The following is a 24,185-nucleotide window of genomic DNA, read 5'->3' as shown; positions in this document are numbered from 1 at the left end:
AGCATCACTAAAAACTCTAACCATATGATAATTTAACAGCACAATCAGTTAAATACTATTTATTGCTCCGATTTTGTATTTTTGTACTTTCTTGGGATAAATACCTGAGCAATGATATATGCAAAAAGACATCGAAATTACGCTTCTTCCTCATCAGCTCGATCAGGATGAAATCATCAAAACCAAGCTTTCAGAATCCTTAAAATTGCCGGAAAACCGAATCAAGGCTTTCGAGATTTTGAAACGTTCTATTGATGCCCGTTCCAGAAAGGTTATTTTTCGCCTGCAAGTAAGGGTTTTTATTGATGAAGAACCTGCAATAGATATCTCGGTGGTCACTTATCAAAATGTTAGTGATGCAAAACCTGTATTAATTATTGGGGCCGGGCCTGCAGGATTATTTGCCGCATTACAATGTATTGAGAATGGTTTAAAACCCATCATCATTGAGCGTGGAAAAGATGTGAAGCAGCGCCGCAGAGATTTAGCAGCTATAAATAAACAAGGTCTGGTCAATACCGAATCAAATTATTGTTATGGAGAAGGCGGCGCCGGTACCTATTCTGATGGGAAACTTTATACACGCTCCAATAAAAGGGGGGATATAAATAAAGTATTACAGGTTTTTGTTGATCACGGTGCTGAGAAGGATATTACGATAGATGCTCGGCCGCACATTGGTACAAACAAGTTGCCACACATTATTACTGCAATAAAGGATACCATATTAAATGCCGGTGGAGAAGTTTTCTTCGATACACAGATGACAGACATCATTACCGAATTTGGTAAAGTAAAAGGCATTGAGGTAAATTTTGAAGATAAGATCTATGCAGACCATCTCATTCTTGCCACTGGTCACTCCGCAAGAGATGTATATGAATTATTGCATAGAAAGAATATTCTAATCGAAGCAAAGCCATTTGCATTAGGAGTAAGAATTGAACACCCTCAGGAAATTATCGATGCAGCCCAATATCATTGCGATATACGGTCTGAATTTTTACCGCCTGCTTATTATAGCTTGGTAGAGCAGGTGGGGGCACGCGGAGTGTTTTCATTTTGTATGTGTCCCGGCGGCATTATAGCACCTTGTGCTACGGGCGAAAATGAGATCGTGGTAAACGGCTGGTCGCCTTCAAAAAGGAATAATCCTTTTGCAAATTCTGGCACCGTTGTTCAGGTTACTTTAGATGATGTTCAGGGTTATGATCCGCTGAGAATGCTAAACTTTCAATCGGAAATAGAAAAGCTTGCTTTCGAAGCTGGCGGTGGAAATTTGGTAGCTCCGGCCCAACGCCTGATAGATTTTGTCAATAACAAGCTATCGATAGATTTGCCTAGAAATTCTTATCTGCCAGGTACCAAAAGCGTAATGTTAGATAATATTCTCCCCCAATTCGTATCCGAGAGTTTAAAAGCAGCACTGCCCTTGTTTGGAAAAAAAATGAAAGGGTATTATACAAATGAGGCAATCTTGGTTGGTGTAGAAAGCCGAACCTCTTCTCCCGTTCGTATTCCACGAGATAAAGAATCTTATCAGCATCCCCAGATTAAGGGCTTGTATCCTTGCGCAGAAGGTGCAGGGTATGCTGGCGGAATTGTTTCAGCTGCTATTGATGGAATTAATTGTGCCAATGCAATCCTAAAATCGCTATAAAACATTATAATCCTAGGCTTGTTGTTTAAATATGCTGAATATTTTAAACGAAATGCAAAAAGCCTTTAATGGCGATGCTTGGCATGGTAATCATTCCATGCAGATTTTAAATAATGTTCTGGCAGAAAATGCCTTCGAACATTTCATTCCTGGAGCACATTCTATTGCAGAAATTGCACTCCACCTTACCTCTTGGACAGAAGAAGTGACTTCAAGGTTGATGGGCGCACCCTCGGGTGAACCAATAAAAGGAGATTGGCCAATTCCGGAAGCAAAATCTGCTCAAGCGTGGGAGAGAATTATTTTTGATTTCAAGGTAGCCAATGAAGAACTTATCAGGCAATGCACTGAATTTTCAGATAGTCAATGGGATTTAGAAACATTAAATGAAATCATTCCAATTTCAGGTTCAGCAATAACCAATGCAGAGTTGTTAAATGGCTTGATACAACACCACGCTTATCATGCTGGCCAAATTGCGCTATTATCAAAATTCAATAATGCTTAACTTTAAGAAATGAAAAAGACATTAATAATAGGAGCTTCACCAGATCCATCTAGATATGCTTATAAAGCCGCTCATATGTTAAAGCGCTTCAATCACGATTTTGTAAATGTTGGCATCAAAAAAGGTGAAGTTGCTGGCATCGAGATCGAAAAGCCCGGAGTAATCCATGACGATATTGACACTGTTACACTTTATATTGGACCAGCCTTGCAGCCTCAGTATCATGATTATATACTAGACACCAAGCCAAAGCGGGTGATTTTTAATCCTGGCACTGAAAACTTTGAACTTGAAAAGTTATTAGATCAGCATGGAATTGAACCGGTTAGAGCTTGCACATTAGTGATGCTAAGTACGGGTCAATATTGATTTAGAAAGCGCTATTTGCATTGTCGAACTTTAGCCAAACCTCTGCTTTAACTTTTTGTCTCCAGAATTAGGCACTGAACTTGTTTGCTACAATTATCAATCATTGATTTTCCGTTGAGATCGGTTCTGGTAGAGACATCCGTTAGATATAACAACATTCTACCCGTCCAACAAACCAAAAACCTCGATACCGAACCCCTTTCCGCTCTGACTTACTAGCTAAGTAACCAATATACTTTCAGTCTATATGTCCTATATATCTATATGGTTCATAAAAACAAAAAGCGCATGGTGAAGGCCAAAATCACAGCGGCCGCTGAAGCCAAAACAACCTTTGGGCTGTAAAACCTATATTTTCTATATCTCTATATGGTTCAAAAACCCAAGAAAGCTCACGCTTTGCAGCATAAGCCTTTCCTTTGTTTCCTGCTCCCGCTAGCTCAGCCAGCGTCCTGCGGATGTGATTTTCCGAAGCATACACCCGATTGCCCTATTTGTTTTGCTGTTCTCGAAAAATTTTCCGCTTGAAAAACAGGCTTTTACAATAAAGATCAAAAAAAAGGGTGTGTAGTATTTGCTGGGAGCGGAATTTTTTCTATTTTTGCATCCCGCTTCGGAGGAAACGGTTGCAGTGAAAAGATGGATCTGGGGAATGTGAGAGGAGAAAAAGGCCAAGAATTTATTTTAAAATAAATTTGCGGAAAAGAAAAAGATCGCTACCTTTGCAGCCCGGTTCGGAAGGAACGGGAAGCCGCCTGAAAAAGCGGCATATTGAAAAGCAGAAAGAAAACGGGAACGAAAAAATAAAGATTATTTTATTTGGAAGTCCGAAAAAGTTTTCTACCTTTGCACTCCCAACCGAAAGGAAAGGAAAAAAGTCGAGCGGCGGATGTCGCGGAAGACCAGAAACAAAAAGATTGAAACGAGCGGAAACAGGGAAGAGACGATCAAGACTCATGCCCAGATGAAGCGAGCAGATATATAGAGACAGGCCGTGAGGCGATTGTCGATAAGTTCTTAAAAGAGATGTCAATGATGCGTAGTGGGGTAATGAAGTACGAATTCAAGTACAGAGTTCCTTATTACATTTTAAAGTCAATGTCCAACGGACAAAACAAAAGAAGACTATTTTTAACGATAGTTAAAACTGGTCAGAATCTTACAACACATTTTACAATGGAGAGTTTGATCCTGGCTCAGGATGAACGCTAGCGGCAGGCCTAATACATGCAAGTCGAGGGGTAGAAGAGGCTTGCTTCTTTGAGACCGGCGCACGGGTGCGTAACGCGTATGCAACCTACCTTCATCTGGGGGATAGCCCGGAGAAATCCGGATTAATACCGCATAAAATCACAGGATGGCATTATCCAATGATCAAACATTTATGGGATGGAGATGGGCATGCGTGTCATTAGCTAGTTGGCGGGGTAACGGCCCACCAAGGCGACGATGACTAGGGGATCTGAGAGGATGGCCCCCCACACTGGTACTGAGACACGGACCAGACTCCTACGGGAGGCAGCAGTAAGGAATATTGGTCAATGGAGGCAACTCTGAACCAGCCATGCCGCGTGCAGGAAGACTGCCCTATGGGTTGTAAACTGCTTTTATTCGGGAATAAACCTATTTACGTGTAAATAGCTGAATGTACCGAAGGAATAAGGATCGGCTAACTCCGTGCCAGCAGCCGCGGTAATACGGAGGATCCAAGCGTTATCCGGATTTATTGGGTTTAAAGGGTGCGTAGGCGGCCTGTTAAGTCAGGGGTGAAAGACGGTAGCTCAACTATCGCAGTGCCCTTGATACTGATGGGCTTGAATGGACTAGAGGTAGGCGGAATGAGACAAGTAGCGGTGAAATGCATAGATATGTCTCAGAACACCGATTGCGAAGGCAGCTTACTATGGTCTTATTGACGCTGAGGCACGAAAGCGTGGGGATCAAACAGGATTAGATACCCTGGTAGTCCACGCCCTAAACGATGAACACTCGCTGTTGGCGATACACAGTCAGCGGCTAAGCGAAAGCGTTAAGTGTTCCACCTGGGGAGTACGCTCGCAAGAGTGAAACTCAAAGGAATTGACGGGGGCCCGCACAAGCGGAGGAGCATGTGGTTTAATTCGATGATACGCGAGGAACCTTACCCGGGCTTGAAAGTTAGTGAATGATCCAGAGATGGATCAGTGAGCAATCACACGAAACTAGGTGCTGCATGGCTGTCGTCAGCTCGTGCCGTGAGGTGTTGGGTTAAGTCCCGCAACGAGCGCAACCCCTATGTTTAGTTGCCAGCACGTTATGGTGGGGACTCTAAACAGACTGCCTGTGCAAACAGAGAGGAAGGAGGGGACGACGTCAAGTCATCATGGCCCTTACGTCCGGGGCTACACACGTGCTACAATGGATGGTACAGAGGGCAGCTACATAGCAATATGATGCGAATCTCACAAAGCCATTCACAGTTCGGATTGGGGTCTGCAACTCGACCCCATGAAGTTGGATTCGCTAGTAATCGCGTATCAGCAATGACGCGGTGAATACGTTCCCGGGCCTTGTACACACCGCCCGTCAAGCCATGGAAGTTGGGGGTACCTAAAGTATGTAACCGAAAGGAGCGTCCTAGGGTAAAACCGATAACTGGGGCTAAGTCGTAACAAGGTAGCCGTACCGGAAGGTGCGGCTGGAATACCTCCTTTCTGGAGTGGAGTTGACTACTCACTGCGCAACATGATATTTCAAAACAAGAGAAACAAAAAAGAAAACACCCAGAAGAAATGACGGTTGTCTGGTAACCAAAAGACATCGGAACGAAAGCTAGGTAAAGCAAATGGAGCGGTAGCGGTAATATACTAACCGCAAAGAATGCCACACCGAAAAGCACAGTCCCGTAGCTCAGCCTGGTTAGAGCACTACACTGATAATGTAGGGGTCTCCAGTTCAAATCTGGACGGGACTACTTTAATAATCCTGGGGGATTAGCTCAGCTGGCTAGAGCGCCTGCCTTGCACGCAGGAGGTCAACGGTTCGACTCCGTTATTCTCCACAGTAAGAAAACACATCACCGGGATCGGTGGTCATCATTGACAGATTGAAAGAAAGAAAAGAAACGCCATGGGGCACTTGTGATAATCTAAGTACTATATACTGAGTACTAAGGACTACAAGAAACGGTTCGAGACCGCAGTTTTTGACTAACGAAGCTGAAACGGAGCTTAGGTATAGGACGATGAAATCCTAAACCTTTATACCTTCGATCTTCAGCCTTGGTAAAGTTCTTTGACATATTGGAAGAAGTTAAAAAAGAAGAGCAAACAACAATAGGCGACTGTTGTGTTTGTGCTCGCTTAAAGGAATCGCAAGAGACCGCTAAGCATGAGACATCATAACAAGAGCAAAAAAAGCATACCATATGGCGCAAAAGGCATATGAGTAGAAGAAAGTAATAAAGAGTACACGGGGGATGCCTTGGCTCTCAGAGGCGATGAAGGACGTGATAAGCTGCGATAAGCTTCGGGTATTTGCAAATAGGAATTGATCCGAAGATTTCCGAATGGGGCAACCCGGCTGGTTGAAGACCAGTCACATATAATGAGCAAACCTGCCGAACTGAAACATCTAAGTAAGCAGAGGAAGAGAAAATAACAATGATTTCCTGAGTAGTGGCGAGCGAAAGGGAAAGAGCCCAAACCATCCATGTTACGGCATAGGTGGGGTTGTAGGACTGCGACATGGCATTAGCAAACAGAAGTGGAATGGGATGGGAAGCCCAGCGATACACGGTGATAGCCCGGTACACGTATAGAATGCTAGTCTAGCAGTATCCTGAGTACCGCGAGGTCGGAGACGCCTTGTGGGAATCTGCCGGCACCATCCGGTAAGGCTAAATACTCCTGAGAGACCGATAGTGAACCAGTACCGTGAGGGAAAGGTGAAAAGAACCCCGAACAGGGGAGTGAAATAGAACCTGAAACCGTGTACTTACAAGCGGTCGGAGCATCCAAGTGGTGTGACGGCGTGCCTTTTGCATAATGAGCCTACGAGTTACTCCTCTCTGGCAAGGTTAAGTGCTTCAGGCACGGATCCGAAGCGAAAGCGAGTCTGAATAGGGCGTATAGTCAGAGGGGGTAGACGCGAAACCTTGTGATCTACCCATGGACAGGTTGAAGGTGCGGTAACACGTACTGGAGGACCGAACCGATAAACGTTGAAAAGTTTCCGGATGATCTGTGGGTAGGGGTGAAAGGCTAATCAAACTGGGAAATAGCTCGTACTCCCCGAAATGTTTTTAGGAACAGCGTGGATATTAAGTTTCATAGAGGTAGAGCTACTGATTGGGTGCGGGGGAGTCAAATCCTACCAAATCCAGACAAACTCCGAATGCTATGAAATATGATCTGCAGTGAGGCGCGGGGTGCTAAGGTCACGCGCCGAGAGGGAAAGAACCCAGACCATCAGCTAAGGTCCCCAAGTTACAGTTAAGTTGAACTAACGAGGTCCGATTGCACAGACAGCTAGGATGTTGGCTTGGAAGCAGCCATTCATTTAAAGAGTGCGTAACAGCTCACTAGTCGAGCGATCGGGCATGGATAATAAACGGGCATTAAATTGTACACCGAAGCTATGGGATTGAAATATATCGGTAGGGGAGCATTCTAGCGGCAGCGAAGGTATCTGGTAATGGGTGCTGGAGCTTCTAGAAAAGCAAATGTAGGCATAAGTAACGATAAGGCGGGAGAGAAACCCGCCCACCGAAAGGATAAGGTTTCCTGATCAACGCTAATCGGATCAGGGTCAGTCGGGACCTAAGGAGAACCCGAAGGGGAAATTCGATGGACAACTGGTTAATATTCCAGTACTTTTTATAACTGCGATGTGGGGACGGAGTAGTGACACTGCCGCGATCTGACGGAATAGATCGTTAAAGACAGTAGGTAATGGAACGGTAGGCAAATCCGCCGATCTAGCTGAAAGTCGATAGTACCGCAAGCCTTCGGGTGAGTGGATAGCGCAGGTAATCAGACTTCCAAGAAAAACCGCTAAGCTTCAGGTTATAAAAACCCGTACCGCAAACCGACACAGGTATCCGGGAAGAGGATTCTAAGGTGCTCGAGTGAATCATGGCTAAGGAACTCGGCAAAATGGCCCTGTAACTTCGGGAGAAGGGGCGCTGGCAGCAATGTCAGCCGCAGTGAAAAGGCCCAGGCGACTGTTTAACAAAAACACATGGCTTTGCAAAATCGAAAGATGAGGTATAAGGCCTGACACCTGCCCGGTGCTGGAAGGTTAAGAGGGGATGTCATCCGCAAGGAGAAGCATTGAATCGAAGCCCCAGTAAACGGCGGCCGTAACTATAACGGTCCTAAGGTAGCGAAATTCCTTGTCGGGTAAGTTCCGACCTGCACGAATGGTGTAACGATCTGGGCGCTGTCTCAGCCATGAGCTCGGTGAAATTGTGGTCCCGGTGAAGACGCCGGGTACCCGCAACGGGACGGAAAGACCCCATGCACCTTCACTACAATTTAACATTGACATTGGATACAGGATGTGTAGGATAGGTGGGAGGCTTTGAAGCGGCGTCGCTAGGCGTCGTGGAGCCAACGTTGAAATACCACCCTTTCTGTATTCGGTGTCTAATCCCGCCTAGCGGGAGACATTGTTTGATGGGTAGTTTGACTGGGGTGGTCGCCTCCAAAAAGGTAACGGAGGCTTTCAAAGGTAAGCTCAGTACGCTTGGTAACCGTACGCGGAGTGCAATAGCATAAGCTTGCTTGACTGTGAGACATACAGGTCGATCAGGGTCGAAAGACGGATATAGTGATCCGGTGGTTCTGCATGGAAGGGCCATCGCTCAAAGGATAAAAGGTACGCTGGGGATAACAGGCTGATCTCCCCCAAGAGCTCATATCGACGGGGAGGTTTGGCACCTCGATGTCGGCTCGTCACATCCTGGGGCTGGAGAAGGTCCCAAGGGTTCGGCTGTTCGCCGATTAAAGTGGCACGCGAGCTGGGTTCAGAACGTCGCGAGACAGTTCGGTCCCTATCTGTTGTGGGCGTAGGAATTTTGAGTGGGGCTGACCTTAGTACGAGAGGACCGGGTTGGACTAGCCTCTAGTGAATCTGTTGTTCCGCCAGGGGCATTGCAGAGTAGCTACGCTGGGAATAGATAAGCGCTGAAAGCATCTAAGTGCGAAACTAGCCACGAGATGAGAATTCCATATAGGACCGTAGAAGACTACTACGTTGATAGGCTACAGATGTAAAGCTGGCGACAGCACAGTCGAGTAGTACTAATCATCCGAAGCTTTCAAAGCAAACAGACTGTTGTTTGTTCTTCTAACATAACTTCTTTCAATAATATGTCATTTAGTAGTTGGTACTGAGTACTTGGTAGATAGATTAGATATCTAAATACCAACGGCTAAATACCACATACTATTTAAAAACATTTAGGTGCCTATATCGGTGGTGTCCACCTCTTCCCATTCCGAACAGAGAAGTTAAGCCCACCAGAGCCGATGGTACTGCGGTAACACGTGGGAGAGTAGGTCGGTGCCAAATCTTAAAGCCCCAAAAGGGCATTAGCGAGAACCCCGTCAGCAACAGCTGATGGGGTTTCTTCGTTTAAAACGGTTCTGTAATTCAGGGGGAGAAAAAGAATAAAGGGTAGGGAACAGAGAGCAACTGTCTCTAAGTAATTACAGAACTGCCTGGACTTGTTGAACCATATAGGAATATAGGTCATATAGCTGGGTACCCGGTTTTGGAATACCTGTAGGAAGACAAGTCCGACCGATGAAACACCTATCTTAAGTTTGATAAACCTGATGGTACGAAAATCCTTTTTGTACCGCTACCGCTAAAAGCCGATATACCCCAAAACAAAAAGATTGAAGGGACAGCGGGATTGAAGGAGAAATGAAATGCTAACAATCATTTTCAAATACTATATTGAAATCTGTTAAAAAATGTAAAATGTATAGCCCCCAAGGCAATAAAACCGTATTATTGTAATATTACGTACACCTTGTTTATCATGAATAATATATCCAAATTAGTTTTATTCATTTTTTTTTGCGTTTTCGCTGCAAATGTTTTTGGTCAATCTAAGGACGTAAAGCTTCCTGCCAATTGGTACAATTTGGATTTGACTGAAAGTGGCTATTTTGGTATCAGTGCTGAAAAAGCATATAGTAAGTTATTAAAAGATAAAAAAGTTAAGCAAAATATTATCGTCGCTGTTATTGATGGTGGGGTTGATACGAATCATCCCGATTTAAAAAGTGTTTTGTGGACGAACAAAAAAGAGATTCCCAATAATGGTATTGATGATGATGGAAATGGATATGTTGATGATATTCATGGGTGGAATTTTATAGGATCTAAAAAGGGTAACCTAGAATTTGATAATTTAGAACTCGTAAGACTCTTAAGAATTTATACTCCAAAATACCAATCTACAACCAATCTTACTCCTTTAGATAGCGCACAAAAAGAAGAATATAAGTTGTATAAAAAAATGGTTGGCGATTTCGGTAAAAAATATGAGGATGCCAGCAATACTTTTTCTGTTTTGTTGGCTATTAATAAAGTACTGGATTCCGTATCAATAGTAAATAATAAGAAAATTCCATCCTACGAAGACATTGAGAAATATAAAGCTGATGATGAAACGGAGGAACAAGTGAAGACGATTATCAGAAAAGGCTCAAAAGAAGACGGGAGTTTTGAGAAATTTTATAAAAGTATTAAGGATGGCTATAAGCAATATGATGCTATGCTTAAGTACAATTTAAATCCTAAATACGATATGCGTTCTGAATTGGTTGGTGATGATTACACCAATGCCAATCAACGAAATTATGGCAATAGCGATGTAAAGGGACCAGATGCCTTTCATGGCACACATGTATCGGGAATTATTGGTGCCGATCGTTCAAATTCTTTGGGCATTATGGGGGTGGCAAATAGTGTAAGTATTATGGCTATTAGAGTGGTGCCTACTGGAGATGAGCGTGATAAGGATGTGGCTAATGGAATCAGGTATGCGGTAGATAATGGCGCCAAGGTAATTAACATGAGCTTCGGAAAATCCTACAAATGGGACAAAAAGATTGTTGATGAAGCGGTGAAATATGCAGAAACCAAAGGAGTTTTGTTGGTGCACGCTGCAGGCAATGATAATCAAAACAATGATATTGAAGAAAACTTTCCAAATAAATATTTCGAGAGCATGGAAGCTGAAGCATATAAAGAAACCCATAAAAAACCTGCTAAGCCAGATTTTGTACCCCTTCCAAGAACTAATCAAAATAGTGGAATTGGGGGAATGGCACCTTCGATAGGGAGAACGCTTGAAACTAAAACAATTCCGTTAGATACCGCAAAGTTTGCTCTCCCGCATGCCAATAATTGGATTGAAGTGGGTGCAAGTTCCTATAAAGATAATGAAGACTTAAAAGCAAGTTTTTCTAATTATGGAAAACATACTGTAGACGTTTTTGCTCCTGGATTTTTAATCAATTCTACTGTTCCTGAGGGGAAATATGAAGACGCTGATGGAACAAGTATGGCTGCCCCAGTGGTGTCAGGTCTTGCTGCATTAATTCTCGGTTATTATCCGCATTTAACTCCTGCACAGGTACGTGAAATCATTATGAAATCGGTTTCGCCAGTGGCTCATAAAGTAAAATATAAAGATATTAAGGGTGACAATGTTCGTGCTATGTTTAGCGAGATTTGCGTAAGTGGTGGAATAGTTAATGCGTACAATGCCTTGAAATTAGCAGAGACCTATAAATAGTTTTAATCTGCTCCTTGCAGTTTTATTTATCTATCAATTATTTTTTGATGTTTCTCATAAACTGCTGAAAAGTACCGAACGGATAGTCTTTTGATTTTAGCCACTTGATAAACTCGTCCATTCTACTCATCATTTTATCGCCAGTGTTTTTACGAACATAGGCTGGAAAGCCAAATTTTTCAAAATCGTCAAGATCTGTAAATTCCCAAGGGTGGAAGTAAATATTAAGGTATTTATCTTTTTTATAAGTCCAGCTGGCCAATTTCTTATAAAGGCTTAAAGGTAAATTATGAAAGGAAAGCCAAAAGAGTGGAAACCTTACAATTGGACTAACTGAAGCCGGAATTTGTAAAACATTCTCTTCGGTATAAATTGTTCTGGAGATATGAAAATTGTTGTATCGGCCGGGAAGATATGTAGGATTAATTGAAGTATTATATTGATATCCTGCTTTTTCGATTTCCTTTTCATCCACAGGCATCATCCGAGCCATGCGATAGCCGGTGATTTCTGCACCCGATAGTTCTTCCAATTTCAATTTTGATTGAAGCAAATGCTCTGGTTTGAAATCGGAATGGTAGTAACCATGAGAAGCCAATTCGTGGCCAGTTTCAACAATTCGTTTGATAAGATCTGGAATATTTTCTGCAAATGTTACTGTGCAAAAAAAGGTAGCTTTAACTTGATGTTTATCTAACAGATCCAGAATAGCAATTGTACCCTTTCTGGAAATGGCGATTTGATCGGCAAAAGAAATATCTTTTCCGTATTCAAAGGGCATATCAAATTCTTCAATATCGAAACTTAAAAGCACCATTATTTATTGGGAATATTTGTTGAACGGATGATATAATTTGGACGGTTTTTAGTTTGCATAAACATTTTACCCACATAGATGCCGATAATACCTAAAATGATTAGTTGCAAACCACCAAAAAATACGATAGTCATGATCATTGATGCCCAGCCGGAAACCTCTACATTGTTTACAAATGCATAAATAACGTAAGGAATATAGAGTACCGAAGCCAGTGACAAGATGAAGCCTAAATAGACGGCAGAATAGAGTGGTTTAATACTAAATGAGGTAACACCGTGAAGTGCGAGGCGAAACATCTTTTTTATGGTGTATTTACTTTTTCCAGAAAAGCGTGCAGCCGGGTTATATTTTATGGCGTACTGTTTAAATCCCAACCATTTTACCAGTCCACGCAGAAACGGTTCGTTCTCCTGGAAATTTCTAAACACATTCACCACTTTTTGATCGAGCAGACGAAAATCTGCTGCTCCGGGTTCTAAATCGATATCTGATAGCCAGTTTAATGTTTTATAAAATAAACTCGACGAACTGCGTTTTCCTTTTGAAAGCGTCTTATCTTCCTCACGAATGGTATAGACAACTTCAAAACCTTCCTGCCATTTTTGTAGCATTTCTGGAATTAGTTCTGGCGGATGTTGCATATCACAATCCATAGAAATCACACAATCACCGAAAGCATGGTCCATGCCTGCTTTTACAGCAAGTTGATGGCCAAAATTCCTGGAGAATTCAAGGAAAAAAACATTATCGGAAGTTGATGTATAAGCTTTGATCTTTTCGAGCGTATGATCGGCGCTTCCATCATCCACCAGTATGATTTCATAATGATAATCAATTGAAGAGAAAACCTTTTTAATACTTTCTGCAATAACAAAAATATTATCAGCTTCGTTGTAAGCCGGTATCACTATGGAAACTAATTTTCTCATTTATCGGTAGTCAAATAAGATTCAAAATCTTCTTTCAGCATCTGGAAAATAATGGTTAGCCAGATGATTATACAAGGTAGGGCTTTGAGCGAATATAGACGAATAAATTCTTTTATCGCTCTCGGAAAAATGTCAGTAGGCGATAGGCTGGTCAGTATAAACGCAAAAATGAATAAGCCCACAATCCAATTGTTTTTTTGCTGAATAACAAACCAAATTGCGACACCAGCGAATGCAATGATGTAAGTCGGCGATTCGGAACCACTGCTAAAAATTACCGTAAATATTAAGGTAGAAGCCAACAACATTAATCGAAAGGCTAAATGCTTAAATTGGTTAACACGTAAATATGGTAAGCCAAAGAGTAATAATCCACCCAATAGAAATGGGGTGTTGGATAGTTCCACATTTCCACTAATTCTCCTTGCCATGCCCATTAGCGATATATCCTGAAAAGACGTTAATGATGCATTTGTCGCATTTTTATGCACCAGTGAATTATACCAATCAGCATAAGATTGAACTACAAATGTTGGAGATGATAGAACCATCGGTAAAGCGAATAATATACAAAATGCGATAAGCCCAGCTATAATAAACTTAAGTTTGTTACGGGCAAAGAAAAAGAAAGCCAGACCTACTATCCCATATAATTTTATTAATGTGCCAATGGCGATGAATAGCGCAGATTTAACTTCTTTCTGTTTTATTAAGTAGGAAAAACTGAGGATGATGAGCCCTGTAAGTGCAATATTAAATTGAAAACTGAATAATGCGGTTAAAGTTTCGTGGGCACAAATCCACGCAATGATACTCCTTTTCCTTATTGAAATTGGCAGACTGAAAATTCCAAACAGTAGCACAGCAACATTTGCTACGTTCCATAAAATCATCCCCAAACCATCTGGTAATAATGCAAAAGGTGCTATAAACACCGAAAATATAGGGCCATAATGGTTACTATCGCCATACTTAGGATAATTATTATAAAGGTTCTGTAAGTCTATTGTGTGGTAATAGACATATTTGAAAATGAGATAGTTGTTATAGGAATGATGTTGGTATTGCTTGAAGCCAGCAATAAGGGCCAGAAGAACGTAAACGGCAATGATACATTCCTTTTTTAGTAGAAAGCTAAAAATTTTACGTGATTTTGGGTTATTTGAATCCGCCATGGTAATTAACAGCCGAAGATAAGCATTTTTGGTAAGTGCATTATTTTCTTGAAACAGCAAATGAGGAGTAAATTATTTCCAATTGCTAACTATCATTTGGTCTCCCTGGTTGATTTTACCTTCTCCTTTGTGGATAAGATTTTGACCGAACATAATCTTATTACCTTCTTTACGGTAGCTAGCTAAAGTCTTTAAGGGCTCGCCTCCTTTCATTCCTGTTTCTTGATCAACTGTAATTAAGACACATCGGGCACAAGGTTTAACGCATTGGAATTCAATTCCATTTAATGCGAATGTTTTAATGCGGTCTTCCATATGCGCCTCACCACCGGTAAAAACAAAGTTAGGGCGAAATCGATTCATATCGAGTTGGTCTTCAAGCTTTTGATTAAGATTATCCAATGATGATTGCCCGATAATCAGGCATGGATAACCATCTGCAAAACTCACGATTTCACCCTGGGTAGCATATTTTGGATCGACTTTTCTTTTTGCTGTTAAAGGCATTTTTACAAGTCTGACTTCCGTTTCCATTAAATCAGAAAACCATTTGCTCACGTTTTTACTCACTTCCACACCAACAGAAACATCATCCCAAATGCTAACCACAATTTCTGTAGCACTAACCTCGGCTATGGGAAACGAAATCTTTATACCAGGATCATTTTTGTGAGAAACAATAATGTTTTCATTCTGAATTTCTACTTTAAGTAAGGCCAATTGATGGTGCTTCCGTTGTGTAATAAAAGTTCCTTCATCATCAACGAGCATCCACCTTCTATCGTATTTCAAGCCACGATCTTCCATAATAGCCTCCTTTAAACTAACGCCACCAAGAGACTTGATTGGGTAGATATAGATACCAGAAATGTATAAGTCATTCATCCCATAAAGATAGAAAACAAAAAACCTTTTGCAGAGTAGGATAGATAATAAGCCCTGCTGATTGGTATTAATAATAAGTTCACTTTGATAAATATCAAGCCGTGTAAGATTATGAAGCAAAATTGCGGTCTAAAACTTTAGCTAAGCTGTACTGTTGTTATAGCTTCATCTTGATATATTCTTAATGGCAAAACGCGGCTTGGTTTGGTTTAAAAATGATTTAAGATTGCATGATAACGAAGCCTTAACAAAGGCAGCAGAAGAATGCGACGAATTAATGTTTTGCTATTGTTTTGAAAAGTGCGATTTTGAGAAGCTGGAACTTGGATTTCGAAGAATAGACATAGTGAGATTCAAATTTTTGGAACAATCTGTTTTGGATTTGGAAAAAAATCTTGAATCAAAAGGTGGTAACTTAGTCATCGGATCGGTGTCTGCACTAGAAACTTTGCCCATACTGGTAGAAGAGTATGGCATAACAGCTATTTATTCGGAAAAAGAATATGCTGATTATGAATTGAAGCTGGTTAATCGCGTCACTGAAGCTTTACCAAAGGTTAAATTTCATTTTTATTGGGGGAAAACGCTTTATCATATAGATGATATTCCCTTTACGATAGCCAAGATTCCACTCACTAGTAAAGCCTACCGAATTCCCGCGGGGAAAAAAGCTGATCCACGGGCAACCCTCGGCACACCTGACAAATTGAAATCAATCAAAAAAATTGTAAGTCACAAATTTCCTTCTTATAAAACCTTCGGATTTACTAAAAAGGAATATGACGGTGCAAAGCCTTTTGTTGAGGGTGGTGAAACGGCAGCTTTAAAAAGGTTGGAATATTATACCTTCCAATCCCAACTTTTAACGGATTACCGCTGGAGTAGAAATAAATCGGACGGGTTAGATTACAGTTCGAAGTTTTCTCCTTATTTGGCATTAGGCTGTATTTCTGCCCGAGAAATTTATAAAAAAGTTAAAGATTACGAATCGAAAATCAAAAAAAATCAAAGTACCTAGTGGCTGGTTTTTGAGCTGGTATGGAGAGACTATTTTACTTTCAAAGCCATGCGCTTCGGTAGCAAAATTTACAGAACAGAAGGTTATAAGAAGAAAAAATTAGAGTGGGAAAACGACCCATTGAAGTTTAAGAAATGGTGCGATGGTGAAACGGGAATTCCGTTTATTGATGCGCATATGCGGCAATTAAACGAAACCGGATATATGAGTAATCGTGGACGGGTAAATTGTGCCAGTTACTTTGTACACGATTTAAAAATCAACTGGACCTGGGGGGCAGCCTATTTCGAATCGAAATTAATCGATTATGATGTCAGCTCCAATTGGATGAACTGGCATATGCAGGCCTTCGAAATCTGGTACACTAACCCCGTGCACCAATCAAACAAATACAAGGCACAGGATTTTATACGCAAATGGATTCCCGAACTTTCGGACAAAAATGATATTGAAGTTTTAATCCCTTGGCAATTTGAAATTCCAGAATATATAAAGCCAATTGCGGTTTACAAAAAGTGGGATAGGGCAATTGGCTTGATCGAAAAACTGTAAGTTTGAGTAACAAACCTTGATTATAGCGAATAAAAAAATCAAATAACTGTTCGATATTTAGCGATTGGCACGAGTCTGGTCCCATGCCAATCGATAGGTAGTTACTTGGCTAAATAAGTCATGCCACCATCAACTATGATTTCTGCACCCAGTACGAAAGAAGAATCATCAGAAGCTAGGAAAACTGCTGTTTTGCCAATGTCTGATGATTGTCCAATTCGGCCTATCGGCATTTTCTCTGCGAATTGTGTTTTCATGGCCTCAAGGTGTTCAGCAGTAACAAACTGCCCATCTGGAGAAAAAAGGTTAATTCAGCCATTTTAAATAATTCACACTGGCAGGAAAGAATTTAATTGGCATAATTATCGCTTGTTTATCACTATGAGACAGATATATTTTATTGTGGCGTTATCGGCAATGCTTCTTACCAGTGCTTGTTATAGTACCATAACAGCTGGCAATAGCGGCAAAATTCCGCCGGGTCAAGCCAAAAAGGGCACCGGTTCAAAATCGGCGAGGCCTTTTGCTCCAGGGCAACAAAAAAGAAATTAAAAAAGAAAACCCTCCAATTCGGAGGGTTTCTTTCTTTTATTATAAAAATAACTAGTGTTTTCCTTTGCCATTACCCTGGCCATGACCTTTGCCATTTCCTTTATTAAAATGGGCTGCTTTTGACGGTTTCGCTTTATCGCCTTTATACACTTTGGCATTCCCCTTGGCCGATGCATATTTCTGGCCTTTGCTTTTCCCTATCGCCGATTGGCCATGGTTGCCCTTAAATTTAGCGTATTTTACTTTATGGGTTTCAAAATAACGGTAAGGCTGAGCGGAGTTAATTACAACCTTATAACCATTATATAAATTATAGCTGCTATATCTCGGTGGAAGCGCTGTGGTAAAAACCCAGCCCCCACTGCCTAAATAAATAAACTGTTTTTTAGGTACATAATAATAGCTCTCTATATCTGGCAGATAGTAATAATCTACATAATCATACCCGGTTGGGCCCCACGCAGGTTGCGCTCCAATATTTACGTTTACACTTACCTGTGCCTGAGATTTAAAAGTAAGGCCGCTGCTTACCAACAGCAAAAAGAAAAGAAATAACTTTTTCATCGTTTAAAATTTGGATGTGAACAGTTTATTTTACTGTTTTAAAGTTACCGTACCTAAGGATGTATTTTGTCCTAAAGCTACTTTTACAGCAGTAATAGTGCTATCTCTATACCCAACAACAGGTACAAATTTAACGGAATAGGTACCAGAGGATAAACCACCAACTGTAAACTTACCCGTTAACGGATCTGCAAGGGTACCCACTGTATCTGTACCTGCAATTACCAATACTTCAGGATGGCTTGCTAAAGGCAAAACAGTTCCCGAAATTAATCCGGTAGTTGCTGCTGCAATTCCACGTACTACTGGTTTTAATAAATATTTGCCATTTCCAGTGCTTACAATAGATTTCGCGGCATCAAAATCTAATAAAAGTGTATAAGCAGCGCCCTCAACCAGTTCAGGATTAGCCGTTAATTTCACCTTCCAGCCAGACGTTTGTGCACTTGGCGTTTTAAGTTCCTGCTGAACCCCGTTTACTACAATTGTATTTCCGGTTTCGTTAAGTACCAATCTGATTTCGGTAATTTCACCAGAAGGCATTTCACCTGAAGCGACTAAAATATCAGGGTTACTGGTTCCAATCCTAAAATCCAGAATATCGAAAATACCGGTAGTTGCTGCAAATACATAAGGTTTATCACCCGATACCAGTACAATCTCTTTTACGCTTAAATTAATTTTATCGAAGTTACCCGGGGCATCGGTCATTTTAATTTGAACTTTTGTTGTTCCCTGGCTCGATTCATTTTTCTTACATCCATAAAAGACAGTCATCCCAATAACAACGAAGACGGCTAGCATGGTATTTACAAAATTTGTTTTCATAACTGTAGATTTTATTTAAAGTTTTACACTTCAAAGTTGAGGACCGAAGATGAAACCAACATGAAATTTAAAATTTATTTTTTTCATTTTATTTTCATTTTGGCAATCTACTTTTGAAATGTGAGCGCACCATGTATGGGTGGTTTTTAGGTAGGTTTACCTCTTAGGGGGTAAACTTTTTTTATATTTATAAAATGATTCGATTCGTCTTTATTTATTGCCTGGGAATAGTCCCGTTATCGGGTGTTTTTGCTGTGCAACAAGATACTACCGCTTCAACTGTTTCAAATCAGCAGGAGGAGCTGATGAAAAAACAGGATAAAGAAAAAAAAGACAAACAGCCTGGAAACCAAAAGCCTGAGCCACTTCAAATTAAAGAAGTGCCAAAAGCCAAAAAACAGTTAAAACCCATGGCAGTAAAACCTAAAGTAAAAGTAAAACCCATTAAGATTATTAAACCCAAAATTAAAAGGCCGTAAAGGATAACGTATGCACATCCGTCTCTTAATCTTTTTTTCATTTTTGGTGATATCGAACGTAAAGGCGCAGCAAGATTCGACAAAAGCTACCCTTACTGTTGCTGCGATATATAATAGTAACATTAACTATTATGGACAGGTTACTCCTGAAAAATATCCCTATTTGCTCTTTAATGCCACCTTACGATTTCCCAATGGTTTGTATTTTTCGGGCGGTGGTTATAAACTCTTGAATTATGGCGCTACTATATCCGAAACAGATTTAGGAATAGGTTACGATTATGACTTTAATGAAAAATTTACTGCCGGACTAGCCTATACCCATTCTTTTTTCCCTTCTAATTCACCTTTACTCCAGGCATCCAATAACAATAACATAAATGCATCGGCCGCTTATCAATGGCCCTGGTTTAAAACAGATCTTAGTCTTGATTTGGCCTTCGGAAAGCAGACGGATGGATTTATTAGTTTTGGTAATTCAAAAGAAATTGAATTGGGAACGGTATTCAACGAAAATAATCTTATTTCAATTACACCGGTTGTAGAGATTGCAGCAGGCACTACCCGCTTCTACGAAACCTATATTATCGAAAAAAACAAAAGACAGAACTCGAACGGGAATGGTAAGGGAAAAAGTGAAACAGCTCCTGGGATCGTTAACGGCAGCACCACTGAGGTGGTTGAAAATACGTTAAATCAGTTTAAACTGTTGTCTTATAATTTTAAGCTACCTTTAAACTGGAGCAATGGAAACTTCCTTGCCGAAGCCAGCTATCAATTCTCGATACTTGGAAACAGAAAAGAAGAAAGTGTAAAACACCAACAATCTTTTTTTGGCTTAGCAGTATACTACCAATTTTAACCCAGATGAAGGTCTTAATCATAGAAGATGAAAAAACGCTTGCCTTTGAAATGGAAAAGTTTCTTAAAAAAGCTTTTTTCTTGTGTGATCTGGCTCATAGTTTTAAACAGGGTTTTAATAAGCTAGAGGCAAACCAATATGATTATGTATTAATTGATTTAGGTTTACCAGATGGCGATGGGTTTGAATTGCTTAGCAAGGCGAAGAAAAGCAATCCAGATGCGGCGTATATTATTCTTACGGCAAGAGGTAAATTGGAAGATCGGGTGGCGGGATTAGACATGGGTGCAGACGATTATTTAGCTAAACCTTTCTTTTTACCTGAACTTCAATCGCGGATGCAGGCCATTGCCAGGCGAAAATTTAAAGTGGCCGAAGAGTTAATCTCACTTGGAAACTTTAGCATCGATTTGCAAAAACGCTTCGTGTTTTTTGAAGAGGAGCAGATTGAACTTTCCCGCAAAGAATTTGATCTTTTAAGTTATCTTCTACTCCATAAAAACAGGGTGCTTACCCGGATGCAATTAAGCGAACATATTTGGGGCAACTTTGTTGATGATGATTACGACTCGAACTATATTGATGCGCACATTAAAAATATCAGGAAGAAATTAAATAGCTATGCCCCCACCGAATGGCTAGAAACCGTTAGAGGCGTTGGTTACAGAATTAAAAAGTAATTTGAAACTATCTACTAAACTTACTTTATTTATTACCGGATCGAAACTTGCCATTGTAGGTCTGTTTATCCTGTTGCTCCCTTTTTTAATTGAACAGATTGCTTCTAACTACATTAATTTTTCGCTTAGAAACCAGCAGAAAAAAGTACTTCAAAACATTAATAAAAAGGGAATAGATTATTACCTTGAAGGGGATAACAGTTATGGGAGCTACACCATGCTGAAAGATGAGTATATTGCACTCGAAACGGTAGCAAAAACCCTAAATTTAGAGACCATACGCGATACTAAGCGGATTGTAGAACAAGATACCATCGCGTATCGGGTACTGAGTTTTACTTTTCAAAAAAGTCAAAAAAACTATCTCTTAGAAATCGGTAAAACAACTGCCAGTATAAATCTCTATAACGATGCGCTACAACGCTTTGCTTTATACGTACTCATTATTCTTATTGCCTTAAGCATTATTATAGATTTGATTTTTACCCGCCAGTTAATCAAACCACTTGGTCAAATTATCAAATTAAGGCTAACCAATAGCCGGTTTCCGTTTAAAAAAAAACATGGCTATATTAATACCAGTACAGCCGATTTTAAATACCTCGATCATTCGCTCATTTCGTTAATGGATCAAATTAACGAGGCTTTTGAAAAGGAGCGGGAATTTACGGCCAACGCCTCGCATGAGTTTATGACGCCCATTAGTATATTGCAAAATAAAATGGAAAACCTGCTTACCGAAGAATCGGCATCGGAAGCGGTACAGGAACATATTGTGGATATGATGAAAACCCTGGAGCGCTTAAAAAAAATATCGCGTTCCCTTCTGCTTATTTCCCGAATAGAAAACGAGCAGTTCTCCAAACAGGATGAGATAGAACCGAAAACACTCTTTAATGAGATAGTAGAAGAAATAGGCCATAGGCTCGAAGAAAAGAACATTCAGATCGATATCAACCTCAGCCATAATAAACGTTTAAGCCATATTAATCACGATCTCTTGTTTCAGCTCTTTTATAACTTAATTAACAATGCCATTAAGTTCAACAAAGAAAATGGAAGTATCCAGATTGCTGATCACTTTGAGAAAGGTTCTTATTCCATTTATGTTAGCGATAACGGACAAGGCATTAAAGCAGAAGATCTACCGCATGTATTTGATCGTTTCAAAAAAACCGGTCAGGCTGAAAATACGGGTTATGGATTAGGCCTGGCCATTGTAAAAAGCATAGCAATTTACCTTAATTTAAAGGTTGAAGTAGACTCGAAATACGGCCAAGGGGCAAGCTTTAAAGTGAATTTTTTATAATTCATATCTCAGTGAAGGTATGAGGTGGAATAAGGCTTATTTTTCAGCCCTTAATAAAGGTGGGCGTACCAAGGTAAGGCGATCGATGGCAAGCAATTCATAGCGTGGAGACTTGAATACTAGGATTCAAAGCAAAATTAGTTTCAAAGATTTTGATGTCCCTAATAAAAAAGGAAGCAATCTGGCACTGATCTGACCTAGAGTTGAGAGGTTGTTTAATACTGCTTTTCTTTGTTCTAGGGTAACTGGGTTGGTTTGCTAGATTTAGCCGACGGCTAGGTTAAAGGTTATTAAAATAGATTTGGATTTCCTATTTTAGAACACGTACTGGTTTTTTTGTTTAAAATTGTTTCGTACAAAATTTAGATAAGCCCATTTTGAAAGCAGTTGCAAGGTTAAAAAACAGGTATTCCTTTTAGTCAAATTTAATACAAAATGAACAAAATTCTATTTGCACTCGTTCTTGGTATCATTAGTTTTAAAGGCTTCGGACAGACCTCAAATCTATCGACAGAGAAATTTAAGAAATTGTATCCCGAGCAAACTAACGTATCTCCTTATCACAACACGTGGACTCAAAAGCATTTTCCAAAAAGGATTAAAGAGTTTATGGAGCAGCCGCTTGAATTTGGAGAAATTGTTTTCGTTGGCAACAGCATTACAGAAGGCGGTGGTGATTGGAGCAGCAAATTTGGTATCAACCATATTCGAAATCGGGGTATTGCAGGCGATCTCTCAGATGGTGTGTTGCGACGTTTGGGTGAGATAACTTATTTCAAGCCAAAGGCTGTTTTTATCCTCATTGGGATTAATGATTTGTTTAATATCCACCAATTGGAAGATAATCCTGCTTTAAAATATACCAACACCGTTCCCTCTCCGGTTTTTGTAGCGAAAAATATATTAAAAATCACAAAGCAGATTCACCGCAAATCGCCCCTTACCAAAATCTTTGTTCGAACGCTGATGCCAAGCAGAAGAGCCTTTCTTAAGCAGGACATTCTTATTCTAAACAGTCACATTAAGCAAAATGCAACCAAGGGATTTTATCAGCTTGTTGATCTCTATTCTGTATTTTTAGATCGCAACGGCGAGTTAGACAAAGAGCTTACAAAAGATGGGGTGCATTTAAATGATAAGGGATATCAGAAATGGGTAGCCTTTGAAAAACCACTGCTAGAACAGCTTTAGTGATCACTCCATTGTTCTTTTCATGAACAGCCTTGATGTAGGCCGTTGAGTTAAGGTCAACGAAAGATTTTTTTTAAATCAGGCTAATCTTGTCCTAAAGTCAGTGGGCGTTTGTCCTAATAATTTTTTAACGTACCGTGTAAAGAAAGATGTGCTGCTGAAACGCATCTCCTCCGCAATCTCCGATATATTTAAGTGTCTATTTTGCAAGAGTAAAATGATTCTTTCTCTGGCATGGCTTTGTATCCAGTCTGAAGCGGTGCGATCTGAATGGATTTTGCAAAGGTGGTTTAAGTATTTTGGCGTAATGTTTAATTCATTGCCATAAAATTGTACCTCTCTTTGGGTGAGGCAATGCTGTTGCAGTAACTGGATAAACTGTTCGTAGAGCGTTCCTGTTTGCAAACTATGCCGCCGCCGCTCATATTCGTTTGCAAAGCTATGCCACATCTCCAATATAAACAGACGCATTTGTAATTTGAGTGCTTCCTCGTAAAAGCGGTGATCGGTTTCCTGGAAACGCAGCAGGAGCCAGGTAAAGTTGTTTAATATTTTATCCTTCTCGGCTTTAGTGTGAATATCTTTAACAGGGTGTACCCTGGAGTGGAGTTGTGCATTGATGCTCCATCCCTGATCGGGAACGTTATCGATCAGAAAATCTTTCTCCACGAGTAAAACCGTTGCCTTAAAACCTTTTGATACTTGAGCTATTTCCCGTCTGGATTCTGCAAACCAAAAGAGAAACTGGCCAGCTGCACAGCTCATTTGCTGATCGTTGAAAATAAAATTTAGTTTCCCACTATGGCAATACAAGTGCACGTGATACTTTTTTAAAAGTTTTTGAGTCGCATCATCCATGTGGCGAAGTGATAAGGATACAACTCTTGGGGCAGGCGTTTGTGTCATTTTTATAATTTGCATTCTAAATTAAGTAATATTTGACATTTAAGGCGCCATTAGTGGCATAAATCAGAACTAAAATGGTCGGAAATTTGATGAATACAAAA

20 protein-coding genes, 2 tRNA genes and 3 rRNA genes are annotated in these 24,185 nt (G+C 40.4%); 17 read left to right on the top strand and 8 right to left on the bottom strand.

Annotated elements, in window-relative coordinates; genetic code table 11:
• Window positions 1-118: 118 nt before the first annotated feature.
• From ACZZZC_RS21355 to ACZZZC_RS21315, 9 genes are all read left to right on the top strand, one after another.
• On the top strand, window positions 119-1,660 hold the full coding sequence (locus ACZZZC_RS21355) for an NAD(P)/FAD-dependent oxidoreductase (protein ID WP_463483915.1): 1,542 nt from the start codon (window positions 119-121) through the stop codon (window positions 1,658-1,660).
• Window positions 1,661-1,691: 31 nt separating this feature from the next.
• Window positions 1,692-2,168, top strand: coding sequence for a DinB family protein (locus tag ACZZZC_RS21350; protein WP_463483914.1), 477 nt, complete (start codon window positions 1,692-1,694; stop codon window positions 2,166-2,168).
• Window positions 2,169-2,177: 9 nt separating this feature from the next.
• The gene (locus ACZZZC_RS21345) at window positions 2,178-2,537 is read left to right on the top strand and encodes a CoA-binding protein (RefSeq protein ID WP_463483913.1); all 360 of its coding nucleotides are present in this window, start codon (window positions 2,178-2,180) and stop codon (window positions 2,535-2,537) included.
• 1,173 nt (window positions 2,538-3,710) lie between these two features.
• Window positions 3,711-5,230, top strand: a 16S ribosomal RNA gene (locus ACZZZC_RS21340).
• A gap of 185 nt (window positions 5,231-5,415) precedes the next feature.
• A tRNA-Ile gene (locus ACZZZC_RS21335) sits at window positions 5,416-5,490 on the top strand.
• A gap of 13 nt (window positions 5,491-5,503) precedes the next feature.
• Window positions 5,504-5,577: transfer RNA gene (locus ACZZZC_RS21330), tRNA-Ala, on the top strand.
• A gap of 390 nt (window positions 5,578-5,967) precedes the next feature.
• Window positions 5,968-8,844: ribosomal RNA gene (locus tag ACZZZC_RS21325) — 23S ribosomal RNA — on the top strand.
• A 136-nt stretch (window positions 8,845-8,980) separates the two neighbouring features.
• Window positions 8,981-9,092, top strand: a 5S ribosomal RNA gene (gene rrf / locus ACZZZC_RS21320).
• The 16S, 23S and 5S rRNA genes sit together here with 2 tRNA genes alongside, the layout of an rRNA operon.
• A 475-nt stretch (window positions 9,093-9,567) precedes the next feature.
• The gene (locus ACZZZC_RS21315) at window positions 9,568-11,334 is read left to right on the top strand and encodes a S8 family peptidase (protein ID WP_463483912.1); all 1,767 of its coding nucleotides are present in this window, start codon (window positions 9,568-9,570) and stop codon (window positions 11,332-11,334) included.
• A gap of 37 nt (window positions 11,335-11,371) precedes the next feature.
• Here ACZZZC_RS21315 and ACZZZC_RS21310 read toward each other — a convergent pair whose 3' ends face one another.
• The 4 genes from ACZZZC_RS21310 to ACZZZC_RS21295 all read right to left on the bottom strand — a co-directional run bounded on the left by ACZZZC_RS21310 (window position 11,372) and on the right by ACZZZC_RS21295 (window position 15,143).
• Window positions 11,372-12,151: a polysaccharide deacetylase family protein gene (locus ACZZZC_RS21310; RefSeq protein ID WP_463483911.1), complete on the bottom strand. Its 780-nt coding sequence runs from the start codon at window positions 12,149-12,151 to the stop codon at window positions 11,372-11,374.
• Window positions 12,151-13,083: a glycosyltransferase family 2 protein gene (locus ACZZZC_RS21305; protein WP_463483910.1), complete on the bottom strand. Its 933-nt coding sequence runs from the start codon at window positions 13,081-13,083 to the stop codon at window positions 12,151-12,153. Before ACZZZC_RS21305 ends, ACZZZC_RS21310 begins: the two co-directional genes overlap by 1 nt.
• Complete coding sequence (locus tag ACZZZC_RS21300; protein ID WP_463483909.1) at window positions 13,080-14,258, bottom strand: glycosyltransferase family 87 protein; 1,179 nt, start codon at window positions 14,256-14,258, stop codon at window positions 13,080-13,082. The genes ACZZZC_RS21305 and ACZZZC_RS21300 overlap by 4 nt, the downstream gene beginning before the upstream one ends.
• A gap of 72 nt (window positions 14,259-14,330) precedes the next feature.
• Window positions 14,331-15,143: an MOSC domain-containing protein gene (locus ACZZZC_RS21295; RefSeq protein ID WP_463483908.1), complete on the bottom strand. Its 813-nt coding sequence runs from the start codon at window positions 15,141-15,143 to the stop codon at window positions 14,331-14,333.
• A 184-nt stretch (window positions 15,144-15,327) separates the two neighbouring features.
• Here ACZZZC_RS21295 and ACZZZC_RS21290 point away from each other — a divergent pair, with 184 nt between their 5' ends.
• Together ACZZZC_RS21290 and ACZZZC_RS21285 are read left to right on the top strand one after the other, a co-directional pair.
• Complete coding sequence (locus tag ACZZZC_RS21290) at window positions 15,328-16,161, top strand: deoxyribodipyrimidine photo-lyase (protein ID WP_463488091.1); 834 nt, start codon at window positions 15,328-15,330, stop codon at window positions 16,159-16,161.
• A gap of 3 nt (window positions 16,162-16,164) precedes the next feature.
• Window positions 16,165-16,713 carry an FAD-binding domain-containing protein gene (locus ACZZZC_RS21285; protein WP_463488247.1) on the top strand — a complete coding sequence of 183 codons (549 nt, stop codon included), beginning with the start codon at window positions 16,165-16,167 and terminating at the stop codon, window positions 16,711-16,713.
• A gap of 101 nt (window positions 16,714-16,814) precedes the next feature.
• Here the strand turns inward: ACZZZC_RS21285 and ACZZZC_RS21280 are convergent, their stop codons facing one another.
• Window positions 16,815-16,970 (bottom strand): SDR family oxidoreductase, encoded by a 156-nt coding sequence (locus ACZZZC_RS21280; protein WP_463483906.1) that lies wholly within the window; start codon window positions 16,968-16,970, stop codon window positions 16,815-16,817.
• 124 nt (window positions 16,971-17,094) lie between these two features.
• Here ACZZZC_RS21280 and ACZZZC_RS21275 point away from each other — a divergent pair, with 124 nt between their 5' ends.
• Window positions 17,095-17,265 (top strand): quinol oxidase subunit 4, encoded by a 171-nt coding sequence (locus ACZZZC_RS21275; protein WP_463488090.1) that lies wholly within the window; start codon window positions 17,095-17,097, stop codon window positions 17,263-17,265.
• A 51-nt stretch (window positions 17,266-17,316) separates the two neighbouring features.
• On the opposite strand, the gene ACZZZC_RS21270 is transcribed toward ACZZZC_RS21275, so the two are convergent.
• Window positions 17,317-17,829, bottom strand: a complete 513-nt coding sequence (locus ACZZZC_RS21270; RefSeq protein WP_463483905.1) for a hypothetical protein — start codon at window positions 17,827-17,829, stop codon at window positions 17,317-17,319.
• A 30-nt stretch (window positions 17,830-17,859) separates the two neighbouring features.
• Window positions 17,860-18,657, bottom strand: a complete 798-nt coding sequence (locus ACZZZC_RS21265; RefSeq protein ID WP_463483904.1) for a DUF4382 domain-containing protein — start codon at window positions 18,655-18,657, stop codon at window positions 17,860-17,862.
• Between the two features lie 194 nt (window positions 18,658-18,851).
• On the opposite strand from ACZZZC_RS21265, the gene ACZZZC_RS21260 reads away from it, so the two are divergent.
• The 5 genes from ACZZZC_RS21260 (at window position 18,852) to ACZZZC_RS21240 (ending at window position 23,178) form a co-directional block, all read left to right on the top strand.
• Window positions 18,852-19,136, top strand: a complete 285-nt coding sequence (locus ACZZZC_RS21260) for a hypothetical protein (RefSeq protein WP_463483903.1) — start codon at window positions 18,852-18,854, stop codon at window positions 19,134-19,136.
• A gap of 46 nt (window positions 19,137-19,182) precedes the next feature.
• Window positions 19,183-19,998, top strand: coding sequence for a hypothetical protein (locus tag ACZZZC_RS21255; protein WP_463488246.1), 816 nt, complete (start codon window positions 19,183-19,185; stop codon window positions 19,996-19,998).
• 5 nt (window positions 19,999-20,003) lie between these two features.
• Window positions 20,004-20,678, top strand: a complete 675-nt coding sequence (locus ACZZZC_RS21250) for a response regulator transcription factor (RefSeq protein ID WP_463483901.1) — start codon at window positions 20,004-20,006, stop codon at window positions 20,676-20,678.
• Between the two features lies 1 nt (window position 20,679).
• The gene (locus ACZZZC_RS21245; protein WP_463483900.1) at window positions 20,680-21,987 is read left to right on the top strand and encodes a sensor histidine kinase; all 1,308 of its coding nucleotides are present in this window, start codon (window positions 20,680-20,682) and stop codon (window positions 21,985-21,987) included.
• Window positions 21,988-22,422: 435 nt separating this feature from the next.
• On the top strand, window positions 22,423-23,178 hold the full coding sequence (locus ACZZZC_RS21240) for a GDSL-type esterase/lipase family protein (protein ID WP_463483899.1): 756 nt from the start codon (window positions 22,423-22,425) through the stop codon (window positions 23,176-23,178).
• Between the two features lie 78 nt (window positions 23,179-23,256).
• Here ACZZZC_RS21240 and ACZZZC_RS21235 read toward each other — a convergent pair whose 3' ends face one another.
• Window positions 23,257-24,099 (bottom strand): helix-turn-helix transcriptional regulator, encoded by an 843-nt coding sequence (locus ACZZZC_RS21235; RefSeq protein WP_463483898.1) that lies wholly within the window; start codon window positions 24,097-24,099, stop codon window positions 23,257-23,259.
• Between the last annotated feature and the right edge of the window lie 86 nt (window positions 24,100-24,185).

Source organism: Pedobacter sp. AC212, from assembly GCF_979258625.1.
This window is presented reverse-complemented; position numbering and strand designations above follow the sequence as displayed.

Bases quoted from the DNA above. Each gene is read 5' to 3' on its own strand.
- ACZZZC_RS21355 (WP_463483915.1), top strand. From the start codon at position 119: ATGCAAAAAGACATCGAAATTACGCTTCTTCCTCATCAGCTCGATCAG.
- ACZZZC_RS21350 (WP_463483914.1), top strand. From the start codon at position 1,692: ATGCTGAATATTTTAAACGAAATGCAAAAAGCCTTTAATGGCGATGCT.
- ACZZZC_RS21345 (WP_463483913.1), top strand. From the start codon at position 2,178: ATGAAAAAGACATTAATAATAGGAGCTTCACCAGATCCATCTAGATAT.
- ACZZZC_RS21315 (WP_463483912.1), top strand. From the start codon at position 9,568: ATGAATAATATATCCAAATTAGTTTTATTCATTTTTTTTTGCGTTTTC.
- ACZZZC_RS21310 (WP_463483911.1), bottom strand. From the start codon at position 12,151: ATGGTGCTTTTAAGTTTCGATATTGAAGAATTTGATATGCCCTTTGAA.
- ACZZZC_RS21305 (WP_463483910.1), bottom strand. From the start codon at position 13,083: ATGAGAAAATTAGTTTCCATAGTGATACCGGCTTACAACGAAGCTGAT.
- ACZZZC_RS21300 (WP_463483909.1), bottom strand. From the start codon at position 14,258: ATGGCGGATTCAAATAACCCAAAATCACGTAAAATTTTTAGCTTTCTA.
- ACZZZC_RS21295 (WP_463483908.1), bottom strand. From the start codon at position 15,143: ATGAATGACTTATACATTTCTGGTATCTATATCTACCCAATCAAGTCT.
- ACZZZC_RS21290 (WP_463488091.1), top strand. From the start codon at position 15,328: ATGGCAAAACGCGGCTTGGTTTGGTTTAAAAATGATTTAAGATTGCAT.
- ACZZZC_RS21280 (WP_463483906.1), bottom strand. From the start codon at position 16,970: ATGAAAACACAATTCGCAGAGAAAATGCCGATAGGCCGAATTGGACAA.
- ACZZZC_RS21275 (WP_463488090.1), top strand. From the start codon at position 17,095: ATGAGACAGATATATTTTATTGTGGCGTTATCGGCAATGCTTCTTACC.
- ACZZZC_RS21270 (WP_463483905.1), bottom strand. From the start codon at position 17,829: ATGAAAAAGTTATTTCTTTTCTTTTTGCTGTTGGTAAGCAGCGGCCTT.
- ACZZZC_RS21265 (WP_463483904.1), bottom strand. From the start codon at position 18,657: ATGAAAACAAATTTTGTAAATACCATGCTAGCCGTCTTCGTTGTTATT.
- ACZZZC_RS21260 (WP_463483903.1), top strand. From the start codon at position 18,852: ATGATTCGATTCGTCTTTATTTATTGCCTGGGAATAGTCCCGTTATCG.
- ACZZZC_RS21250 (WP_463483901.1), top strand. From the start codon at position 20,004: ATGAAGGTCTTAATCATAGAAGATGAAAAAACGCTTGCCTTTGAAATG.
- ACZZZC_RS21240 (WP_463483899.1), top strand. From the start codon at position 22,423: ATGAACAAAATTCTATTTGCACTCGTTCTTGGTATCATTAGTTTTAAA.
- ACZZZC_RS21235 (WP_463483898.1), bottom strand. From the start codon at position 24,099: ATGCAAATTATAAAAATGACACAAACGCCTGCCCCAAGAGTTGTATCC.